The organism is Nocardia sp. NPDC047654 (assembly GCF_043205035.1).
Classification (GTDB): domain Bacteria; phylum Actinomycetota; class Actinomycetes; order Mycobacteriales; family Mycobacteriaceae; genus Nocardia.
On the sequence record NZ_JBIDDF010000002.1, the window covers coordinates 126,808 to 145,821 of the forward strand.

A 19,014-nucleotide genomic window follows, 5' to 3' on the forward strand; every position below is an offset into this window, starting at 1 on the left:
GGACATGCCCGGATGTCGTGTGGCACGCGCGCCGCCGACCACGTCCTTATGATCGGGGACTAATACCGACGCTGGCCCCGTCCAGCCGAAAGACCAGAGGACTGATGACCGGCTTCCTGCTACGACGCGCGCTCAACTATGTCGTGCTGTTGCTGCTGGCTTCGTTCCTGACGTTCAGCCTGGCGTCACTGACGTTCCGGCCGCTGGACAGTCTCGAACAACGCAACCCGCGCCCGCCACAGGCAGTGATCGACGCCAAGGCCGAGGAGTTGCATCTCAACGACCCGATCCCGCAGCGCTATATCACCTGGCTCGCGGGCATTCCGCACGGCGACTTCGGCACCACGCTGGCCGGTCAGCCGGTCAGCCGGGAACTGCCGCGGCGGGTCGCGGTGAGTCTGCGCCTGCTGATCGTCGGATCCCTGGTCGGCACGGTGCTGGGCGTACTGATCGGCGCCGCGGGCGCGATCCGGCAGTACAAATTCAGCGACTACTTCACCACGGTGGTGTCGCTACTGGTCTTGAGCACGCCGGTGTTCTTGCTCGCGACGCTACTGAAATACGGTGCGCTGGAGATCAACTCGCTTACCGGGTCGCAGATCTTCCTCTATACCGGCGAGACGTCGGCGAACAAGATCGAAGGATTCGGGCCGCAGCTGCTCGACCGCGTCCAGCACCTGATCCTGCCCACCACCGCGCTGGCTCTCGGCGCCATGGCGGGCTACAGCCGCTATCAGCGCAACGCCATGCTCGACGTGCTGCAGAGCGATTTCATCCGCACCGCTCGCGCCAAGGGCCTCACCCGAAGCAAGGCGCTGTACAAGCACGGCCTGCGCACGGCGCTGATCCCGATGGCCACACTGTTCGCCTACAGTCTCGGCGCCCTGATCACCGGCGCGACGTTCACCGAGAAGATCTTCGGCTGGCACGGTGTCGGGGAGTGGCTGGTCGACTCGATCAACGCGCAGGATCTGTACGTCGTGGTGACGGTGACCGCGTTCGCCGGCCTGGTCGTGCTGGTGTCGGGTCTGCTGTCCGACATCGTGTACGCGATTCTCGACCCCAGGGTGCGTGTGGGATGACCGAAGCCGAAATCATCGTCCAGGGCGCCCCGGAAGTCACCGCGACCGGACGGCGCAGGCTGGTCCTGCGGCGCTTTCTGCGTAACAAGCCCGCCGTCGCGGGTGGCTTGATCCTCATCGCGCTGTTCGTCGCGAGCTTCGCGCTGCCGCCCTTGCTGGCCTACGACTACCAGGAACTGGACTACACCGCCCTGCTCAAACCGCCGAGCGCGAAACATCCGTTCGGCACCACCCAGATCGGTCAGGACGTGCTCGCGCAGACTCTGCGTGGATTGCAGAAATCGCTGGTCATCGGCTTGTGCGTCGCGCTGTTGTCCACCACGATCGCGGCCACCGCCGGTTCGCTGGCCGGATTGCTCGGCGGCTGGACCGATCGCGCGATCATGTGGCTGGTCGATCTGCTGCTGGTGGTCCCGAGTTTCATCATCATCGCGCTGTTCGCGCCGCGCACCAAGGGCAGCGGTTCCATCCTGCTGCTGATCCTCCTGCTGTCCTGCTTCGGCTGGATGATCTCGGCGCGAATCGTGCGCGGGCTGACATTGGGCCTGCGTGATCGCGAATTCGTCCGGGCCGCGCGGTACATGGGAGCGCCCACCCACACGGTGATCTTCAGTCACGTCCTCCCGAATATCGCCTCGATCCTGATCATCGACACCACCCTCACCGTCGGCTCGGCGATCATGGCCGAAACGGGGTTGAGCTTCCTCGGTTTCGGCGTGCAGCCGCCGGACGTGTCGCTCGGCTCGCTGATCGCCGCGGGCACTAAATCAGCGTTGACCTATCCCTGGCTGTTCCTGTTCGCGGGTGGTCTGCTGATCATCACCGTGCTGTGCGCCAACCTCGTCGGTGACGGACTGCGCGACGCGTTCGATCCCGGCGCGAAGCGGGCTCGGTCGAAGAAGAAGGCGAAAGCATGACGGGCGCAGGAGAAACCGAGAAGACGGCCTCGACCGCGCCGCTGCTGGAGATCACCGATCTGCGGGTGAGCTTCCCCAGCGAGGAAGGCCGGATCGACGCGGTCCGCGGCGTCACCTACACGGTGTCCGACGGCGAGGTGCTCGCCATCGTCGGTGAATCCGGCTCGGGGAAGTCGGTGTCCTCGCTGGCGGTGATGGGATTGCTGCCGGAGCAGGCGCGGATCACCGGATCCATCCGGTTCCGCGGACGCGAACTGCTCGGGCTCGGTGATCGCGAATTGTCCAGGCTGCGCGGCAGTTCCATCAGCATGGTGTTCCAGGACCCGCTGTCGGCGCTCACGCCGGTGTACCGGGTGGGCGATCAGATCGCCGAAGCCCTGCTCGCGCACGGCAAGATGGGCAGGCGCGAAGCCGCGAAGCGGGCGGTGGAGCTGCTCGACCTGGTCGGCATCCCGGATCCGGAGGTGCGGGCCAAGGCGTTTCCGCACGAGTTCTCCGGTGGCCAGCGCCAGCGCGTGGTCATCGCGATGGCGATCGCGAACGATCCGGCGCTGATCATCTGCGACGAGCCCACTACCGCGCTGGACGTGACCGTGCAGAAGCAGATCTTGAATCTGCTGCGCAAAGCGCGCGACATCACCGGCGCGGGCGTCATCATGATCACCCACGACATGGGCATCGCCGCGACCCTGGCCGACCGCGTCGCCGTCATGTACGCGGGCAGGATCGTCGAGACCGCCACCGCGGCGGACCTGTTCAGTGCGCCGCGAATGCCGTACACCGTCGGTCTGCTCGGTTCGATTCCGCGCATGGACGGTCCGCCGCGGCAGCCGCTGATCCCGATCGTCGGCGCGCCGCCCGCTATGCACGCCCTGCCGCCGGGCTGCTCGTTCGCACCGCGCTGCCCGGTGGCGATCGACGAATGCAGGACTGCGGAACCCCCGCTGGAGGCCGTCGAACCCGGGCATACCGCCGCCTGCATTCGCACCGCAGAGGTCGGCGCCGACGACTTGTTCGAGGCCTACCGCCGCGAGATCGCCGAGCCGGACGCCGTGGCGGAGGTGGAGTCCGATGTGGTCTTGCGCGTCTCGGATCTGGTGAAAGTCTTCCCGATCACCTCGGGTGTAGTACTGCGCCGCCGCACGGGGGAGGTCAGGGCCGTCGACGGCATCAGCTTCGAGGTCCGCGGCGGGCGTACCTTGGCGCTGGTCGGGGAGTCCGGCTCCGGCAAATCCACCACGCTCACGCAGATTCTCGATCTGATACCGCCGCAGTCGGGCGCCATCGAGATCATGGGCAACGATGTCGCGTCGCTGAGCAAGGCGCGCAAGCGGGAGATCCGCCGGAAGATGCAGATCGTCTTCCAGGATCCCACCGCCTCGCTGGACCCGCGCCTGCCGATCTTCGACGCGATCGCCGAGCCGTTGCGCATCGACGGGCGAACGCGGGCCGAAATCGTCCGCCGGGTCCCGCAACTGCTCGAGCAGGTCGGGCTGCGCCCGGACCACGCCGACCGCTATCCCTCGGACTTCTCCGGCGGCCAGAAACAGCGCATCAGCATCGCCCGCGCACTCGCGCTGGACCCGGAGCTGCTGGTGCTGGACGAGCCGGTCTCCTCGCTGGACGTCTCGATCCAGGCGGGCGTGCTCAACCTGTTGCGCGATCTGCAGACCGAGCGCGGGCTGTCCTACCTGTTCGTCTCGCACGACCTGTCGGTGGTGCGGAATCTGGCGCACGACGTCGCGGTCATGTATCGCGGCAAGATCGTGGAATACGGCCCGGCGGAGCAGATATTCGCTGATCCTCGGCACGAGTACACCAGGGCGCTGATCGACGCGGTGCCGGTTCCAGCAGTCAGCCGATAGTCAGGAGAGCGCGATGCGGATCCGTTTCGACCGAATGCGATGGACCGCGGGCTTGGCGGCGTTCGCGCTGATCGCCGCGGGCTGCGGCGCGGGCGTCGACGATTCGGCGAAGGGTTTGTCCGACGCGCTCGGTACGACCAGCGATATCAATCCCAAGAACCGCGACGAGGTGCGCGAAGGCGGCAATCTACGCCTGGCGGTCACCAGTTTTCCGGAGAACTGGAACACGCTGTCCGTCGACGGCAACGACGGTGATATCGGCGACCTGGAGCGTCCGCTCATGCCGCGCGCGTTCGCCGTCGATGCGGCGGGCAACTCCACCGTGAACAAGGACTTCTTCACCGATGTCGCGCTGACCGGCACCGATCCGCAACAGGTCACCTACACGATCAATCCCGCGGCGGTGTGGTCCGACGGCACTCCGATCACCTGGGAGGACATCGCCGCGCAAGCACACGCGCTCAGCGGTCGCGATAAGCGCTTCCTGATCGCGATCACCAATGGCTTCGAGTTCGTCGACAAGGTCGAGCGCGGTGTGGACGATCGGCAGGCCGTGCTCACCTTCAACCATCCCTTCGGTGAATGGCGCGGCCAGTTCGCCGGCGACTCCGCGCTTTTCCCGAAGTCGGTGACGGCGACCCCCGAGTCGTTCAACAAGGGGCTGGTGGACCGGCTCGGCCCCAGCGCGGGCCCGTTCGTGATCCAGTCCACCGACCGCGCCCAGGGCCGGATCGTGTTGAGCCGCAACCCGAGGTGGTGGGGTCAGACACCGAAGCTCGACACCATCACCTACAGCGTGCTGGACAGCGCGGCCTGGGTGGGGGCCTTGCAGAACAATGAACTCGACCTGATCCGGCTGGCCTCGATCGACGAGGTCAAGACCGTCCGCAATTCCGATGGGCTGGTGATTCGCCGGGCACCGGGTAACCGCTGGCGGCACATCACCTTCAACGGCGCTCCCGGCTCCATTCTCGCGGACCCGCGCCTGCGGGTGGCGATCTCGAAGGCCATCGACCGGCAGGGTATCGCGACCGCGACCCAGAACGGTCTGGTCGAGAACCCGAAGCCGCTGAATAATCACATCTTCCTACAGGGTCAGGAAGGCTATCGGGACAATTCGGCGCCGGTGGCCTACGACCCCGACCAAGCGGCGCGGGAACTCGACGCGCTCGGCTGGAAACTCAACGGCGACGTCCGTGAGAAGGACGGTCGGAAGCTGGAAATCCGCGACGTGATGTACAACGACCCGCTGTGGATCCAGATCGCGCAGATCATCCAGCAGAACCTGGCCCGCGTGGGCGTACGGCTGACCATCGATACCAAGCCCGGCGCCGGCTATTTCACCGACGTCATCATTCCCGGTGATTTCGACGCCGCGCAGTTCATCTTCTCCGGAGACGCCTTCGCGATGAGCGACATCCGGCAGATCTATTACTACGACCCGAACGACCTACAGGGCAACTACGGTCGCATCGGTTCGCCCGAACTCAACGCCCTGATCGAGCGCACGCTGACCGAACTCGATCCGAAGAAGGCGATCGAACTGGCCAACGAGGTCGACCGGAAAGTGTTCGAGGAAGGACATTCCCTGCCGCTGACCCAGTCCGACGGCAGTTTCGGCGCCCGCGCGGACCTCGCCAATATCGGCTCCCCCGGTCTGGCGTCCTACGATTACACCGAGATCGGATTCGTGAAATGAGACCAGTACAGCCAACCCGCAACCGCCGGCGGCGGACACCGACCGTGATCGTCCGGGCACTCACGGTGGGCACGGCGCTCGCGCTACTGGTCGGCTGCGGCTCGGGCGACAGCGAGGTGAAGTCGGGTTCCAACGCGCTGGGTTCGACCAACGACATCAATCCCCAGGAGCCGAGCGCACTGCGCGACGGCGGCAACCTGCGTCTGGCCATCACGAATTTCCCCGCGACGTTCAATTCGCACCACGTCGACAGCAACTATGACCTCTCCGAAGTGGTCGACTGGACATTGCCAGGGCCGATCACCTCCAACGCCGCAGGCGAATTGTCGATCGACCACAATTTCTTCACCGACATCGCGCTGACCGAGACCAACCCGCAGCGAGTTGTCTACACCATCAACCCCAAGGCGGTCTGGTCCGACGGCAGCCCGATCACCTGGGAGGACCTGCGGTCCCAGGCGGAGGCGCTGAGCGGCCGCAACACGGAATACCGGGTCTCCGCGACCCAGGGTTACAGCCGGCTGGCCGGCGTCGAGCGCGGCGTCGACGACCGCCAGGCAATCGCCACCTTCGGACAGCACTACGCGGATTGGCGGGGCCTGTTCAGTCAGCTGATGCCGAAGGAATCGACCGAGACGCCGCAGGCGTTCAACGAGCGTGACCGCAACGGGCTCGCCAAGTCGGCGGGACCGTTCGTGATCACCTCCGTCGACCGGGCGCAGCAACGCATCGTGCTCAGCCGCAACCCGAGATGGTGGGGCGAGACGCCGAAACTGGACACCGTCACCTACAGCGTGCTGGACTATTCGGCCCGTCTCAACGCCTTGCAGAACAATGAACTCGACGCCATCGATATCTCGGGCATCGAGGAGGTCAAGTCCGCGACCAACTCACCGGGCATCATCGTGCGTCGCGCTTCGCGTCCGTCCAACTCGCACATCACGTTCAACGGAGCGCAAGGGTCGATTCTCGCGGATCCCCGCCTGCGCGTCGCGATCGCGAAGGCGATCGACCGTCAGGGCGTCGTCACGGCGCTGCAGAACGGGATCGTGGAGAATCCCAAGCCGCTGAACAACCACATCTACCTCGACGGGCAGAAGGGCTACCAGGACAACTCCGCGGTGATCGCCTACAACCCCGACGAGGCGGCCCGCATGCTGGACGAACTCGGTTGGAAGCTCAACGGCGACGTCCGCGAGAAGGACGGGCGGAAGCTGGTGATCCGGGATGTGATGTTTCAGCAGGACACCTGGGTGCAGATGGCGCAGATCATGCAGCAGAATCTGGCTCGGGTCGGGGTGAAACTCGAAATCCAGACCTTCCCCGGCAACGGCCTGTTCACCGATGTCATCGACCCGGGCAACTTCGACATCGCTCAGTTCAGCTGGCAACGAAGCATTTTCCCGCTCGGCGCGCTGCCCCAGATCTACGCCTACGACCCAGCGAATACGCTCAGCAACAAGGGGCGGATCGGGTCACCCGAACTGAACGCGCTGATCGAGCAGACCATCTCCGAACTCGACCCCGAGAAGGCGATCGAGCTTGCGAACAAGGCCGACCGGATGATCTTCGAGCTGGGTCATTCGGTGCCCGTCGCGCAATCGGCCGGCAACGTAGCGGTCCGTGCGGGCCTGGCCAACTTCGGCGCCTTCGGGCTGGCTTCCACGGACTACCTCCGGGTGGGCTTCGAGAAGTGAGGTCGTTTCCGTAGGACGCAACGAGCAGGAAGGATCACCATGCGGATTACCTCTGCGTGTGCCCGGCTGGCCTTATCGCTGGTCGTCGTAGGGCTGGCAGTCACCGGCTGTGGCGATGACAACGGAGTGACCCCGGGCTCCAGCACGGTCGGCAGCACCAACGACATCAACCCGAGGGACCCGAGCGAACTGCGCGACGGCGGCAACCTGCGGCTGGCACTCTCCAATTTTCCGGAGACTTTCAACTATCTGCACGTAGACGGCGGAACGGAAACCGTCTTCTACATAGCCGAAGCGACGATGCCCGCCGCCTTCGTCAGCGACGCGGCGGGGCAACTGAGCGTCGACCACAACTTCTTCACCGATATCAAGCTGACCGGCAACAGCCCGCAGCAGGTGGAGTACACCATCAACCCGAAGGCCGTCTGGTCCGATGGCTCGCCGATCACATGGGAGGATCTCCGGTCTCAGGCGAATGCGCTCAGCGGTAAGGACAACGCGTTCCTCGTCTCGGCCACCGGTGGTTTCGAACGGGTCGGCAAGGTCGAGCGGGGCGCCGATGACCGGCAAGCCGTGGTGACCTTCGACCAACCGTATGGCGAATGGCAAGGCCTGTTCAGCCCGCTGTACCCGAAGTCGGTCACCGCGACCCCCGACGCCTTCACCAACGCGGCCAGGAACGGGCTGCCGCAAAGCGCGGGCCCCTTCGTGGTCACCTCCATCGACCGCAGCCAGAATCGCATCGTGCTCGGGCGCAATCCCAAGTGGTGGGGCGATACGCCGAAGCTCGATTCCGTCACCTTCAGCGTGCTCGACCATTCGGCCTGGCTGCCCGCGATCCAGAACAACGAACTCGATATCGCCTACATGTCCGGCATCGAGAACGTCAGCGCGGCGCGCAATGCCGCGAACGTGGTCATCCGGCGCACGCCCGAGCCGACCTGGTCGCACATCACGTTCAACGGAGCACCCGGTTCCCTGCTCGCCGATCCACAGCTGAGAATCGCCATCTCCAAGGCGATCGACCGGCAGGGAGTGGTCACCGCCTCGCAGCACGGCGTCGTCGACGATCCCAAGCCGCTGAACAATCACGTCTTCGTGTCGGGGCAGAAGGGCTACCAGGACAACGCGGCGCCCATCGCCTACGACCCGGACGAGGCGGCCCGCATGTTGGACGCCCTCGGCTGGAAACTCAACGGCGATGTCCGCGAGAAGGACGGTCGCAGGCTCGAACTCCGCGACGTGATGTACCAGCAGGATCAGTGGGTGCAGACCGCGCAGATCGTGCAGCAGAACCTCGCGAGGGTCGGAGTGAAGCTGAGCATCCAGACCGTGCCCGGCACCGGGCTGTTCACCAACGTCATCGACCCCGGTAACTTCGATCTGGCCCAATTCAGCTGGAACGGCAGCGTTCTCCCGCTGAGCGGACTGCGGCAGATCTACTACTACGATCCGAACAACCTGCAGGGCAACAAGGCGCGGATCGGTACCCCGGAACTCAACGCGCTGATCGACCGGACACTTTCCGAGCTCGACCCGGACAAGGCCATACAGCTGGCCAACGAGTGCGATCGGATGATCTTCGAAGAGGGCTACTCCATCCCGCTGCACCAGGCGGCGGGCACCTACGCGGCCCGAACCGACCTGGCGAACTACGGTGCGTTCGGCCTCGCCTCGCGCGACTACACCAAGGTCGGCTTCCTGAAGTGAGTTCTGGATCGGGCCACCCGCTGGCCTATCCGGTCGCGGTGACGTGCGGCGCCCTCGCGGTCTGTGCCGCTTGGGCGCCGTTCGGCACGTTGGATCAGGTGGCCGGGATCGCGGCCGTCATGCTCGGCATCATCTCGTACACGGGATACCGGCTCGTCCTCGCATTCGGCCTGCTGCCGTTCCGGCGTTCCGGCTCAGCGCAGACCGTACGAGTCACACGCATCCGGCAACAGCACCGCCTGACCAACCGGTCGTGGTTACAAATCGAAGGAACCGACCGTCCGTACTGGCTTCCCGTGTATTTCGACCCGGCGCTGGCCACCCTCCCCGGAGCCGAGGCGAAGCTCACCGGCCGCACGATCCATCTCGGCGAGCAACGCCTCTACCCCTCCGGCCGGATCCGCAACGCCGAACCTCCCGGCCGCCTGATCGACAACCCCAGCCGCCCCGACCAAGATGCTGTCGCCCACACCGCGATGGCCATGCGCCCGCGCCGCCGCCTCCTGCTCGATGCCCAATCCACCGTCGCCGCGCCCATCGCCGCTCTCTTATGGGTCTATATCGACGACGGCGGCCTGCCCGCTTTCGTCGCCGCCGCTACCGTCGCCGCCACCACGACGATCTGGCTCTCCGCCATCCAGGGGTCCGACCCGACCTGATATCCACTTCCATGCGGATTCGGTTCGTTGTGTGACAGCGCCTGCGCGTGTGGGTTTATCCACAATCGACTGACCGGTGCGAGGAGGTCGGTCGCGTCTGGTGGACGGGTGTGTCGTGGTACGGCCGTCTACCGCGGCAGGAACGCTAGGGCACAGCTGACGGCAACCGCAACTGAAGGATCGTGTCGCAGACAACGACCGCGCAGGTCATACAGAGGCAAATGCCGTCCGGACCGGACACAGGACGGTGCAGGTTCATGGCGGCGTACCGCGATGGTGACCGGCTGGTCGCACCTCCGCGCCCTCGAGGCGTACTGCTGGCGGGAGCGAAAACATCCGCACTTCGATGGAACTGAATCAACCCGGCCGTCGTCTAAGCCTTTTGTAGAGACACAACCGATCCCGTCGTCAACGACGACGCGGTCGTCACACTCTTCGGGGGGAACACATGAAGCCGGCATCATCCGCCATAGCCAAGTACGCCACCCATGGCACGTCCGCGCGCGAGGAATTCGCACGACGACTATCCGCCTTGCATCGGGACGCGGGCGCTCCCTCGTTGCGGCATGTCGCCACGCTCGCCCAGCAGCAGGTGCGCGATGCCGACGGCGAGACCCGTTCAGCACACGCAACAGCCCAGAGGATCAGCGACTGGATGAACGGACGCAACGTTCCGGCGCGGTTCGAATCACTGGCTCCGGTGCTGAACGTCTTGGGCGCCCGGGCACGACGCCGCGCCGGAACAGTGACCGGGACAGTGCATCTACGCGCCTGGAGATCGTTGTGGGCAGCGGCGCGCAGCGCCCCGGTCACCGCATCTGGTACCGCGACCGAGCCGCCGTATCCGGATGCCGATGGGTTCTTCGAACGGCACGATCCCGCCTTCTTCGGGCGACAGCGCGCCATTGCGTCCATCCTGAAAATGATCCGAACATCGGCATGTTCGCAACGCGATGCCGATGTCATCGTGCTGACCGGCGCTTCTGGTATCGGCAAGACCGCGCTGCTACGTGGGGGTGTGATTCCGGCTCTGAGCGCGGAATCGACGCAGTGGGCGGTCGCTGTCACTGCGGCAGACCACAATCCTCTCGGTTCGCTGAAGCGCATATTCCGTGCCACAGATAGTTTCGGCGGACCGGGTTCTGATCTCGATGCCGTGCGGCGATGGGCCGGTGACCGTCGGCTGCTGCTGATCGTCGACCAATTCGAACATTTGTACCAGCCCGAGGTCGATGCCACGGTCCGCGAGGCGTTCCTGATCTGGTTGAAGCAGGTGTCGACATTCGCGTCGGTCCTCGTTGCGGTGCGTTCTGACCAGGTCGTCAACTGTTTGCAATGTCCGTGGCTTGCGCATGCCGTACAGCACAACAGCTTCACACTGAACCACCCACGTCGTCAGGAGCTGATGTCGGCCATCATCGGGCCACCACGCACACGCGGAATCGCAGTCGATCCCGCTGTGGCAGAACTACTTGTCACCGAACTCGAAGGAGGCCGACCGGGCAGCGACCGGCCGACCATCAACGCCGGTGTCCTACCTGTGCTGTCGGCGACCATGCGATCGATGTGGGCCTGTCAGTTCGGAAGTCGACTGGAACTCGCGGCCTATCATCGGGTCGGGGGCGTGGCCGGAGTGGTTGGTCGAATAGCCGAACAGATCTGGGAGGCGTCGACGTCGGCAGAACAGCGCGATACGCGCCACATTCTGCTTGCATTGGTGACCGTCCATCGCGACAGCACCGTCACCCGCTGCCGGACACCGACCAAGGAACTCGCTCGCATCGCCGCTTGCACCAGCACCGGTCCTGAGCTTGTTCACCGCTTGGTGGATGCGCGGCTGATCACCTTGGAGTCCCAGCATGCCTACCTTGTGCACGACGCACTGCTGGAGTGGGAACGGCTGCGCGGCTGGATCACCGAGAACCAATCACAACTCATCTGGCGACAGCGCATCGAAGACGACGCCGCGGAATGGGCGGCCGCCCGCCGAGACCCTGGCCTACTCTATCGAAGCACCCGGCTGACCACCGCAATCCGTCATGCCGACTCCACAGTGAGCACCATCGCCACCGCGTTCCTCAGCGCATCTGCCAGAGCAGAACTAGAGGCACAACCAGCTCAGCTTCTCCGCGAACCCGAATATCCGGCAAAGACCCAGCCGTGAGCACGGCCATCGAAACCCACCCGCTACCTGCGGCCCCGCGCGCACCGCCCCCGAACTACCGCAAAGATCAGCGCCGCCGAGCGCGGGCGACCCGCGTCCCTGTCGACCGCTGGCGCGAGACATCACACCGGCGACGAAAAGGTGTCGGGAGGAGGCGATCGGTTCAGGTGTATCAACTGTCAAGGTAAAGGCGGTCCGAGATCAGTCGAACCTTTCAACACACCGATTCGTCGTTCTCCACGCCCATCGAATCGCAGCGCCTTGATGAGTCCGTTTCAACATCACTCGCATGAATAGAAGTAAATCAAGCGACAGGAGTTGTACATGAGCAAAATCGTTGGACGCCCCATGGGGATCATCATATTCTTTGGAATAATCCTTCCGGGTCCGATCGTTCTCCTGAATTTCCCTGCAATACAACCAGGAGGACAATCACCGACTGCAAGTTACATTGCGGAGGGATCCCCACCCCCCTGTGAGAAGCTCGATCCTCCGTGGCCACCGAGGTGCGTATAACCATACCGGCGTCTTCGGGTTCTCACGGCCACCGGGGAAGGGAATTACCGCTCCGGCCGGCGGGTGACGGCGCCTGGATAATGGACAGAGCACCGATGGCCAGGGTGCTCATATGGTCCGTGCTTGGACAAGCCGGATAAAGCCGGGGATCGGCGGTGTCGCGGTCGCTGAGACCACGTCCGCACCGGGCGTAATCGCCCGACCGGGACACCTCCGACTCCAGAACATGAACGCCCATCGAATTCACCTCGCCGCTCGATTTGCGATAGCGGCGCGACTCGCCGCTATTCTTTCGCGAATACGCTGATCCTTGAAATCACGCTGCCCACCTCGCATCCCCGTGGCGGCGCAGCCCCGCACCCTGGCAGGTCGCCGACGGAATTACCACGCGAGATCTTCGAGACGAATTGTTCCACTGGGGACAAACTCTGCTGCCCGCCCTGAAAATAGCCGGTGCTCCAGAGTGTCGCACCAGGTCAGGACCGTGTCGCTCGGGCCGAGGGCGGTATCAAGAAGATATTCGGGGAGTGGATCACCGATGTCCAGCTCATCGCATATCGTTGTCCCGAACAATTTATCAGTGTGCTCGTAAATCCACTTGACAGGAAACACCGTTCGACTGTCCATCATGATACGGCGAGCTTCGGACTTCGCCTCGGGTGTCATAATTTTCCACAACTGGATGACATCTCGATATTGCGCCAGTGTAGACCCACCCTGAAGGGCGTCCCGCGCAATCCATGTCTCCCGGAAAAGATGAAGAACGGTAAACAGCCAGAGGAAAGGGCGGGAGAGTGAACTGATAGCTCCAGAAAAGCCTTGAGCGCAGGCAAAATCTTCTCTAGGAAGTACCGTCATCGGATCAGCCAGCGCGCGACCCATATCAACCTGCCAGGGCGACTGGAACCAGGTGAGACTGAATGCGAAATCCACCATGACAAATGGCACCAAAGGGTCATCTCGCATTTTTACCGCATGCGGCAAATGGTCGGGGTACATCCGATAGACCAGCTCGTTCTCCCTGCTGAGCGGGTTGATTCGATGAGTGTAACGGTCATAGGTTCCGAATTCGAATCCGAGATCCAGCAATGCCGTGGTGGCGGCATGCTTATTTTCGGGATGAATCATGAAGTCGATATCCGACAACCGCCGCGACCCATCGCCATTGTAGAGCAGATACTGCAGCACAACGCCTTTTGTCGCTAACGCCGGAAATCCCCTTTCCTGCAGTGCGCCGGCGATCTGAACTGCTTCCGAGGTCAACACCCGATTCCGGATGCGATTGGCGTTCAAATTAGTTCTGAGGAATTCTCGCACTTGCGGGTAGAACAAGTCTTTTCTATCAGTTAGTTCAATCAGAGTGGCAAGCGCTCCGGCCACCTTTTGCCTGATCGCCATATTCACGAGGGTCATACTGTCAGCTCGTCCCGCGGTAAGTGGAGAGAGCCAATCTTCTATCCACCCTTCCGCGGCGTCAGAGATAGGCGTGGCACACAGCCGCTTCAACATGCACCATTCGAGTTCACTGGCTAGATCGCCCGAGAGCACACTCATAGGACACAACCTTTCAGAATTCCTCATCGCGCCGCCGACTTCGTTACGACCGATTCGATATTTTTTACTGGGGCGAAGAATCTCCGGGAAGATCCATCAATTCGCCGACGCCGTCCGTCATCCTCAGGATTCTCGAGGCGCCGACCGTCAGCGCCGCCCGGTGGCCGAGAAGTATCGTCGTGATTCCGAGATCCTGAATATTACGGAGGATCGCGCTTTCGGTGTCGGGGTCGACGGCACTGGTGGACTCGTCCAGAATCAGTAGGGAAGGCTTTTTCACCAGCGCTCTCGCCAGAGCCATACGCTGCCGCTGACCGCCGGAAACACCGGCGCCACCAGCACCTAGCAGCGTCTCGTATTTCATCGGCAAGGTGCAGATGAAATCATCGATCTCAGCAAGACGTGCGGCAGACCTTACCTCCTCGAGCGAAGCGTCCGGGCAGCTGAATCTGATATTGTCCAGAATGCTCCCCGACATCAAGGTACTGTTCTGGTCGACATAGCCGATGTGGCTGCGGTACGCGATCGGGTCGATTTCGGCCAGATCGATCCCATCGATCAATATCCGCCCCGCGGTCGGACTCAGCAAACCGCCGATCAGCATTCCCAACGTAGACTTCCCGGATCCGGATGGTCCGATGATCGGCAGCAGCCGACCGGATGAAATCTCGGCCGTCGCCTCATGGACCGATGCTGCGGTCGCACCGGCATAGGTGTACGAGACGCCTTCCAGCCGGATGCACGGTGGCCGATCTTCCTGCGCCATGCCTCGCAGCCCGCCCCGCTCGACGGGGCTCGTCAGCACGTCATCGATCCGAGACAGGTCGGGCAGCAGCTCCACGAGTGCAGCCGATGCCAACGACAGGTTCGACAGCGACGCGAACAACCCTGAGCTCAAGGCCCCTAACGAGACCGCAGCGGACAGACCCGCATCGCTGCGCACGGCGACGGACACCCCTATGAGCAGGACCAACAACGGTGCAGCAAACTGTATGGTCGCCATGAATGACGAGACCATGCCCGCATGCCGCCGCTGCCTCGTCCCGTGAGTGAGTTCGTTCGCGAACGAATTCAGCCATCGAGCATGCGCGATGATTTCGGCACCCAACGACTTCACGGTCGTCATATTGGTGAGGATCTCGTGCAGGTCGTTCGACGACCTGGTGCGAGCTTCGAGCACATCCGAGGCCAGCTGCCGGTGTCGCTGCCACGACAGTGTCGTCACGAGTGCGAAGCAAACGATGCAGATGACTATTGCGAGCGATAACCAGAATTCTCGGTAGCCGATGACCAGCACGTACCCGATGACCAGTAGGGCGTCGAATACAGCGCCGACCGTGGTAACCGAGACGATCTGCCTGAGTCGCGCAGTGGACCGGACCCGCTGCGCCAGATCACCTGGGTGCCGGGCGTGAAAGAATTCCAGCGGCAGTCGGCTGAGGCGTCCCATCAGTTGATGTGCCGCACGTTCTTCGAGAAGGCTCTGTATCGAGACGATCAACCGCGAGCGCGTGAAGTGCAGTATTCCGAAAGAAGCGGCTGCGCAAGTCAGCACCGCAGCCCATCGCAGCTGGCCTGAAATGCCGCCTTGCAACGCATCAGCACCAGCGGTGACCATGCGTGCCAGAGCAAAAGGAAAGGTCAGCGCATAAACAAGGAGCAAAGCGGAGGCGGCCAGGGCTCCCAGCCACTTGGGAGTTCGCGGGAGAAAGGCTGTCGCCAGGGCTCTGCTACTGCTCTTACCCGCGGGTTCAGTTTCAGGTCGGTCGGTTGTTGTGTGGCCTGTGAACTCCAAAGCCAAGCCGGTGAAGTCGACATCGGCCTCGCTCCAGCTGATAACTCGACGCCCGACTGCCGGGTCGATGATCACAACGTGAGACCGGGTGGCCTTTACCAGCACGACAAAATGGTTGAATCGCCAGAACAGGATAGAACCGGATGCCAGATGCGCGAGGCCGGATAGGTTGGTGCGCACTCCGCGGCCATCCAGCCCGTGCCGCCGGCCGAGCTCCAGCAACCTCGATGCGGACACCCCGTTTCGACCGCTGCCCGCTTCTTCTCGAAGTTGCTGAGCGGGTACGTGAACGCCACGGCTGGCAAGGACCATGCGTAGACACGCGGGACCGCAGTCCGCTGCCGTCATCTGCGGGTAGAAGGGCACATCGCAGGACTCGACAGCCCGGAGGACGAAACCTAGCCTGTTCGGATCACGGCCGGCGCGGAACGCTACCGCTCCGAAAATGCTGGAGCGGCCGTACCGGTCGAGGGAAGACTTGCGGAACCGGGGTCTACCCGGGCATTCTTCATCTTTCTCCGAAACTATGTCCTGTGTCATTGCCCCGCCAATTGACTGAAAAGGTGCGCCGACTCTTCGACGGAGAATGCAGCGGAGTTCGTCTCCACAGTGATGTTGAAAGCCTCTCCGGTGTCGCTGATCTGCAGAGATATCGGCCTTGCCAGGGCATACGGCGCATTGAATCTCTCCGTGGGTACGACATCGGCTTGCCTGCTCCGGCTGCTGGGCCTGGAGGCATCGATGTAGTTGAACACCGGAAAGGGACGCTTCGGTATGCCTTGTCGTAGTTCGAGGTTGCGCAGCTCCCGGCTGTCGATCTGCTGGTGGGCAGCCGTACGAATCAGCTGACCGGCTATTCTGTCTCGCCATGTCCGTGCGCCGAAGTCGATGATAATTGGACGAATTGTCGAAAACATGCCGACTTGGTTCGCCAGTCTTTCCGAACGGACCGTGTAGAGGACATCGATCAGAGTTGTCCGCGGCTGGTGCTTTCGCCAGGCGGAAACCAGACGATCGAGAAACAACGCGGAGAGGCCCCACGCCCCCGACCCGGCGGTCCGCTTGAGCTCGACATATGGTTCACCCGCGAGGATTGCCCTGTGTGTTCGCGGGCGCGCAGGAGGAAAAGCCAGGTGCCCGCCGAATGCGTCGTCGGGTAGATCGAGTTCACGTTTCCAGTGACGTCTTGCCGCCGTATCGGCCGCAGGTGTCAAGAGCACCCCGCCGACCGCGGCTTCGTACCGGTCGGGAGGCATCACCGGATCTTCGCCTTGCGCGGCGGTGAGCACAGACGATCGGAGGGCGTTCAACACCAGCACGATCGAAGGCCGGTCGATTGCGACATGCTGCAACGAGAACACGAGCTGATATTTGTCGGCCGAACCTTTGACGACCACGAAGTTATAGACTCCGCGACGGTCCCGATTCCACTCGACGGTATCTCTGTAAAGAATGCTTCTTGCGTAGCGTGCTTGCCTATCGGCGGTAGCGTCCGACACATCATGGAATTCAACTGCCAGCTCATGCTGGTCGTACGGCTCGACCTCTTGGAGATACCCATGTGACGCCGACCCCGAGAATCTCAGCCGCAGTGCCGCGAATCCACGGACAATCGCTTGTATTCCCGAGACGATATGCTCCGGTCGTACGTGATCCGGGAACGTCATCGTGAATCCGAAAGGACTGCTGGAATGCTCGGCCTTCTCCTGCCCCATCAGCAAGTCCGCCTGACCGGCGAGAACGGGAAACTTCATACACGACCTCGAGTCAATGAATCTTCGGCGACCGAACGGGACCACCAAGGGCCCCAGACATGTCTGGGGCCCTTGGTGGCATGTAACGAACACATGGACGGCACTAGACACCAACGCAAGGCACTACCCGGCCTCCGACGATGTCGTCGAGGTCGAGATCATCGATGAACTCGATGTTCACTTTCTCGAAGTCGATCTGCATAATATTTCACCTCCTTCCGAAGCTGTCGTGGAAAGGGATTTTTTCTTCACGCCCGGCGGACGTTCCGAAAACCTACCTGGGAACATGGCGACACTTCGGAATTACGCCCCCGCCGCCCGCGCGATTGTCGGATCGTGAGCAGGCACTCGTTTCAACTCATCGACACGATATCGACCGCATCCCGAGCGGAGCCGCCATGAAAGTGAATCCGGCGGGCCAGCAGCACGATCCACGCCGATAGCCAACCTCCGATCGACTACTGAGCGGGAGGAATTCTTGCGAACAACCCCTCGCGTTCGACTCTAGGCACGCACCGAGGCGGTGGCAATCTCCACGACGCACCGAACGGGGATAACCGAAGGACAACGGCGTGAAATAACCGTCCGGACCGGACATGGCCCTATGACATTCACGCACAAATCGCACATCGCCCCCCAATGCCATGGTCATATATGTACCGATGACAGCTGTCTGCGCCGAGGAGTACGGATAACTGTGGAACCGCAAGCAGGTGCTCGTACGTCCCCTGATAGAGCAGGACCAGGGTGACGGAAATGTACACGCGCCGAGGCGCTCGGAGTTACACCGTGATTCGGCGTACGATTTGAAACGGGCAAGCGGAGTTCCCGCCCGGCTCTCACAAAATCGCGCGAACCACATCTCGTTGCACGACTCGTGCTGGCCTGGTCACCAGACAGCGGGCGCAATTCACAGGCCCACTGGACGAATATGCGGGCGGGTCACCATGACCCGCCCCAGGCCTTTTGCGGTTTCCGCGCAGCCAGCGCACCAGGTAGGCATCGATGTGCCACCCCGCGGGATCAGAGTCGACCGGGGCTCCGCTAGGCCGCCAGGATCGAACTACCGCGCCAAGTTATTCGAGGTCATGACCACTGGCGCGCAGCACGATCCGTGACGTGCGGTCGCGATGTCATTGGTGATGCCCACGTTTCACGGTCTTTGGGTGGATGCGCGCAGGGAAGCTTGGTCCTTGCCGGTGGAAACACGGTGGATTCGCCCGCCGAGACGGTGCTGTGTCACTGGGTCCGGCAGCTGCGCCAGTCGACGCATCACTGGACCGCGTTGTCGTCCCGCAGGCTGTCGATGGCCGCCCAGAGTCCGGCAGGCGTCGCGAAGGTGTTCACGGAGAGCAGATGGTCGGGGATCATGACAGCGAAGGTCTCTTCGAGGTCGAGCAGCAGCCTCACGGTGGCCATCGAGTCCAGGCCGTGATCAGCGAGGTTCATATCCGGAGTCACCTCTGTGTCCACCGATAGGAGAGGTAGATAGGTGCGCAAAATCTTCTCGAACGGTTCGGCCCACAGCTGCCGACTCATGCGAACTCCTTTATTACCGTGATTGAATGGGCCGTAGCGGCCACGCCGCTCGGTATATTTCCT

Annotated in this window: 12 protein-coding genes; 8 read left to right on the forward strand and 4 right to left on the reverse strand. The window is 62.9% G+C overall.

The genetic code is table 11. The features are described 5' to 3' along the window. The first annotated feature begins 104 nt into the window (after nucleotides 1-104). From ACGF7Y_RS09130 to ACGF7Y_RS09165, 8 genes are all read left to right on the forward strand, one after another. Nucleotides 105-1,082 (forward strand): ABC transporter permease, encoded by a 978-nt coding sequence (locus ACGF7Y_RS09130; protein ID WP_040864240.1) that lies wholly within the window; start codon nucleotides 105-107, stop codon nucleotides 1,080-1,082. Next, nucleotides 1,079-1,999 carry an ABC transporter permease gene (locus ACGF7Y_RS09135; RefSeq protein ID WP_393231246.1) on the forward strand — a complete coding sequence of 307 codons (921 nt, stop codon included), beginning with the start codon at nucleotides 1,079-1,081 and terminating at the stop codon, nucleotides 1,997-1,999. Before ACGF7Y_RS09130 ends, ACGF7Y_RS09135 begins: the two co-directional genes overlap by 4 nt. Further along, on the forward strand, nucleotides 1,996-3,864 hold the full coding sequence (locus tag ACGF7Y_RS09140) for an ABC transporter ATP-binding protein (RefSeq protein WP_393231249.1): 1,869 nt from the start codon (nucleotides 1,996-1,998) through the stop codon (nucleotides 3,862-3,864). Before ACGF7Y_RS09135 ends, ACGF7Y_RS09140 begins: the two co-directional genes overlap by 4 nt. Before the next feature lie 13 nt (nucleotides 3,865-3,877). Further along, on the forward strand, nucleotides 3,878-5,563 hold the full coding sequence (locus tag ACGF7Y_RS09145; RefSeq protein WP_393231252.1) for an ABC transporter family substrate-binding protein: 1,686 nt from the start codon (nucleotides 3,878-3,880) through the stop codon (nucleotides 5,561-5,563). Further along, on the forward strand, nucleotides 5,560-7,260 hold the full coding sequence (locus tag ACGF7Y_RS09150; protein ID WP_393231254.1) for an ABC transporter family substrate-binding protein: 1,701 nt from the start codon (nucleotides 5,560-5,562) through the stop codon (nucleotides 7,258-7,260). Before ACGF7Y_RS09145 ends, ACGF7Y_RS09150 begins: the two co-directional genes overlap by 4 nt. Nucleotides 7,261-7,299: 39 nt before the next feature. Then, a complete protein-coding gene (locus ACGF7Y_RS09155) occupies nucleotides 7,300-8,970 on the forward strand; it encodes an ABC transporter family substrate-binding protein (RefSeq protein WP_393231257.1) in 1,671 nt (556 codons plus the stop codon). Then, nucleotides 8,967-9,629 carry a hypothetical protein gene (locus tag ACGF7Y_RS09160; RefSeq protein WP_393231259.1) on the forward strand — a complete coding sequence of 221 codons (663 nt, stop codon included), beginning with the start codon at nucleotides 8,967-8,969 and terminating at the stop codon, nucleotides 9,627-9,629. Before ACGF7Y_RS09155 ends, ACGF7Y_RS09160 begins: the two co-directional genes overlap by 4 nt. 448 nt (nucleotides 9,630-10,077) lie before the next feature. Beyond that, the gene (locus ACGF7Y_RS09165; protein ID WP_393231261.1) at nucleotides 10,078-11,793 is read left to right on the forward strand and encodes a hypothetical protein; all 1,716 of its coding nucleotides are present in this window, start codon (nucleotides 10,078-10,080) and stop codon (nucleotides 11,791-11,793) included. 897 nt (nucleotides 11,794-12,690) lie between these two features. Here ACGF7Y_RS09165 and ACGF7Y_RS09170 read toward each other — a convergent pair. From ACGF7Y_RS09170 to ACGF7Y_RS09185, 4 genes are all read right to left on the reverse strand, one after another. Continuing rightward, nucleotides 12,691-13,713 carry a nucleotidyltransferase family protein gene (locus ACGF7Y_RS09170; protein ID WP_393231264.1) on the reverse strand — a complete coding sequence of 341 codons (1,023 nt, stop codon included), beginning with the start codon at nucleotides 13,711-13,713 and terminating at the stop codon, nucleotides 12,691-12,693. A 214-nt stretch (nucleotides 13,714-13,927) separates the two neighbouring features. Continuing rightward, nucleotides 13,928-16,198, reverse strand: coding sequence for a peptidase domain-containing ABC transporter (locus ACGF7Y_RS09175; protein WP_393231266.1), 2,271 nt, complete (start codon nucleotides 16,196-16,198; stop codon nucleotides 13,928-13,930). Beyond that, nucleotides 16,195-17,412 (reverse strand): hypothetical protein, encoded by a 1,218-nt coding sequence (locus ACGF7Y_RS09180; RefSeq protein ID WP_393231268.1) that lies wholly within the window; start codon nucleotides 17,410-17,412, stop codon nucleotides 16,195-16,197. Before ACGF7Y_RS09180 ends, ACGF7Y_RS09175 begins: the two co-directional genes overlap by 4 nt. A gap of 1,272 nt (nucleotides 17,413-18,684) precedes the next feature. Next, on the reverse strand, nucleotides 18,685-18,951 hold the full coding sequence (locus ACGF7Y_RS09185) for a phosphopantetheine-binding protein (protein WP_393231271.1): 267 nt from the start codon (nucleotides 18,949-18,951) through the stop codon (nucleotides 18,685-18,687). Between the last annotated feature and the right edge of the window lie 63 nt (nucleotides 18,952-19,014).

Coding starts and splice junctions, on each gene's coding strand:
- ACGF7Y_RS09130 (WP_040864240.1), top strand. CDS start 105: ATGACCGGCTTCCTGCTACGACGCGCGCTCAACTATGTCGTGCTGTTG.
- ACGF7Y_RS09135 (WP_393231246.1), top strand. CDS start 1,079: ATGACCGAAGCCGAAATCATCGTCCAGGGCGCCCCGGAAGTCACCGCG.
- ACGF7Y_RS09140 (WP_393231249.1), top strand. CDS start 1,996: ATGACGGGCGCAGGAGAAACCGAGAAGACGGCCTCGACCGCGCCGCTG.
- ACGF7Y_RS09145 (WP_393231252.1), top strand. CDS start 3,878: ATGCGGATCCGTTTCGACCGAATGCGATGGACCGCGGGCTTGGCGGCG.
- ACGF7Y_RS09150 (WP_393231254.1), top strand. CDS start 5,560: ATGAGACCAGTACAGCCAACCCGCAACCGCCGGCGGCGGACACCGACC.
- ACGF7Y_RS09155 (WP_393231257.1), top strand. CDS start 7,300: ATGCGGATTACCTCTGCGTGTGCCCGGCTGGCCTTATCGCTGGTCGTC.
- ACGF7Y_RS09165 (WP_393231261.1), top strand. CDS start 10,078: ATGAAGCCGGCATCATCCGCCATAGCCAAGTACGCCACCCATGGCACG.
- ACGF7Y_RS09175 (WP_393231266.1), bottom strand. CDS start 16,198: ATGACACAGGACATAGTTTCGGAGAAAGATGAAGAATGCCCGGGTAGA.
- ACGF7Y_RS09180 (WP_393231268.1), bottom strand. CDS start 17,412: ATGAAGTTTCCCGTTCTCGCCGGTCAGGCGGACTTGCTGATGGGGCAG.
- ACGF7Y_RS09185 (WP_393231271.1), bottom strand. CDS start 18,951: ATGAGTCGGCAGCTGTGGGCCGAACCGTTCGAGAAGATTTTGCGCACC.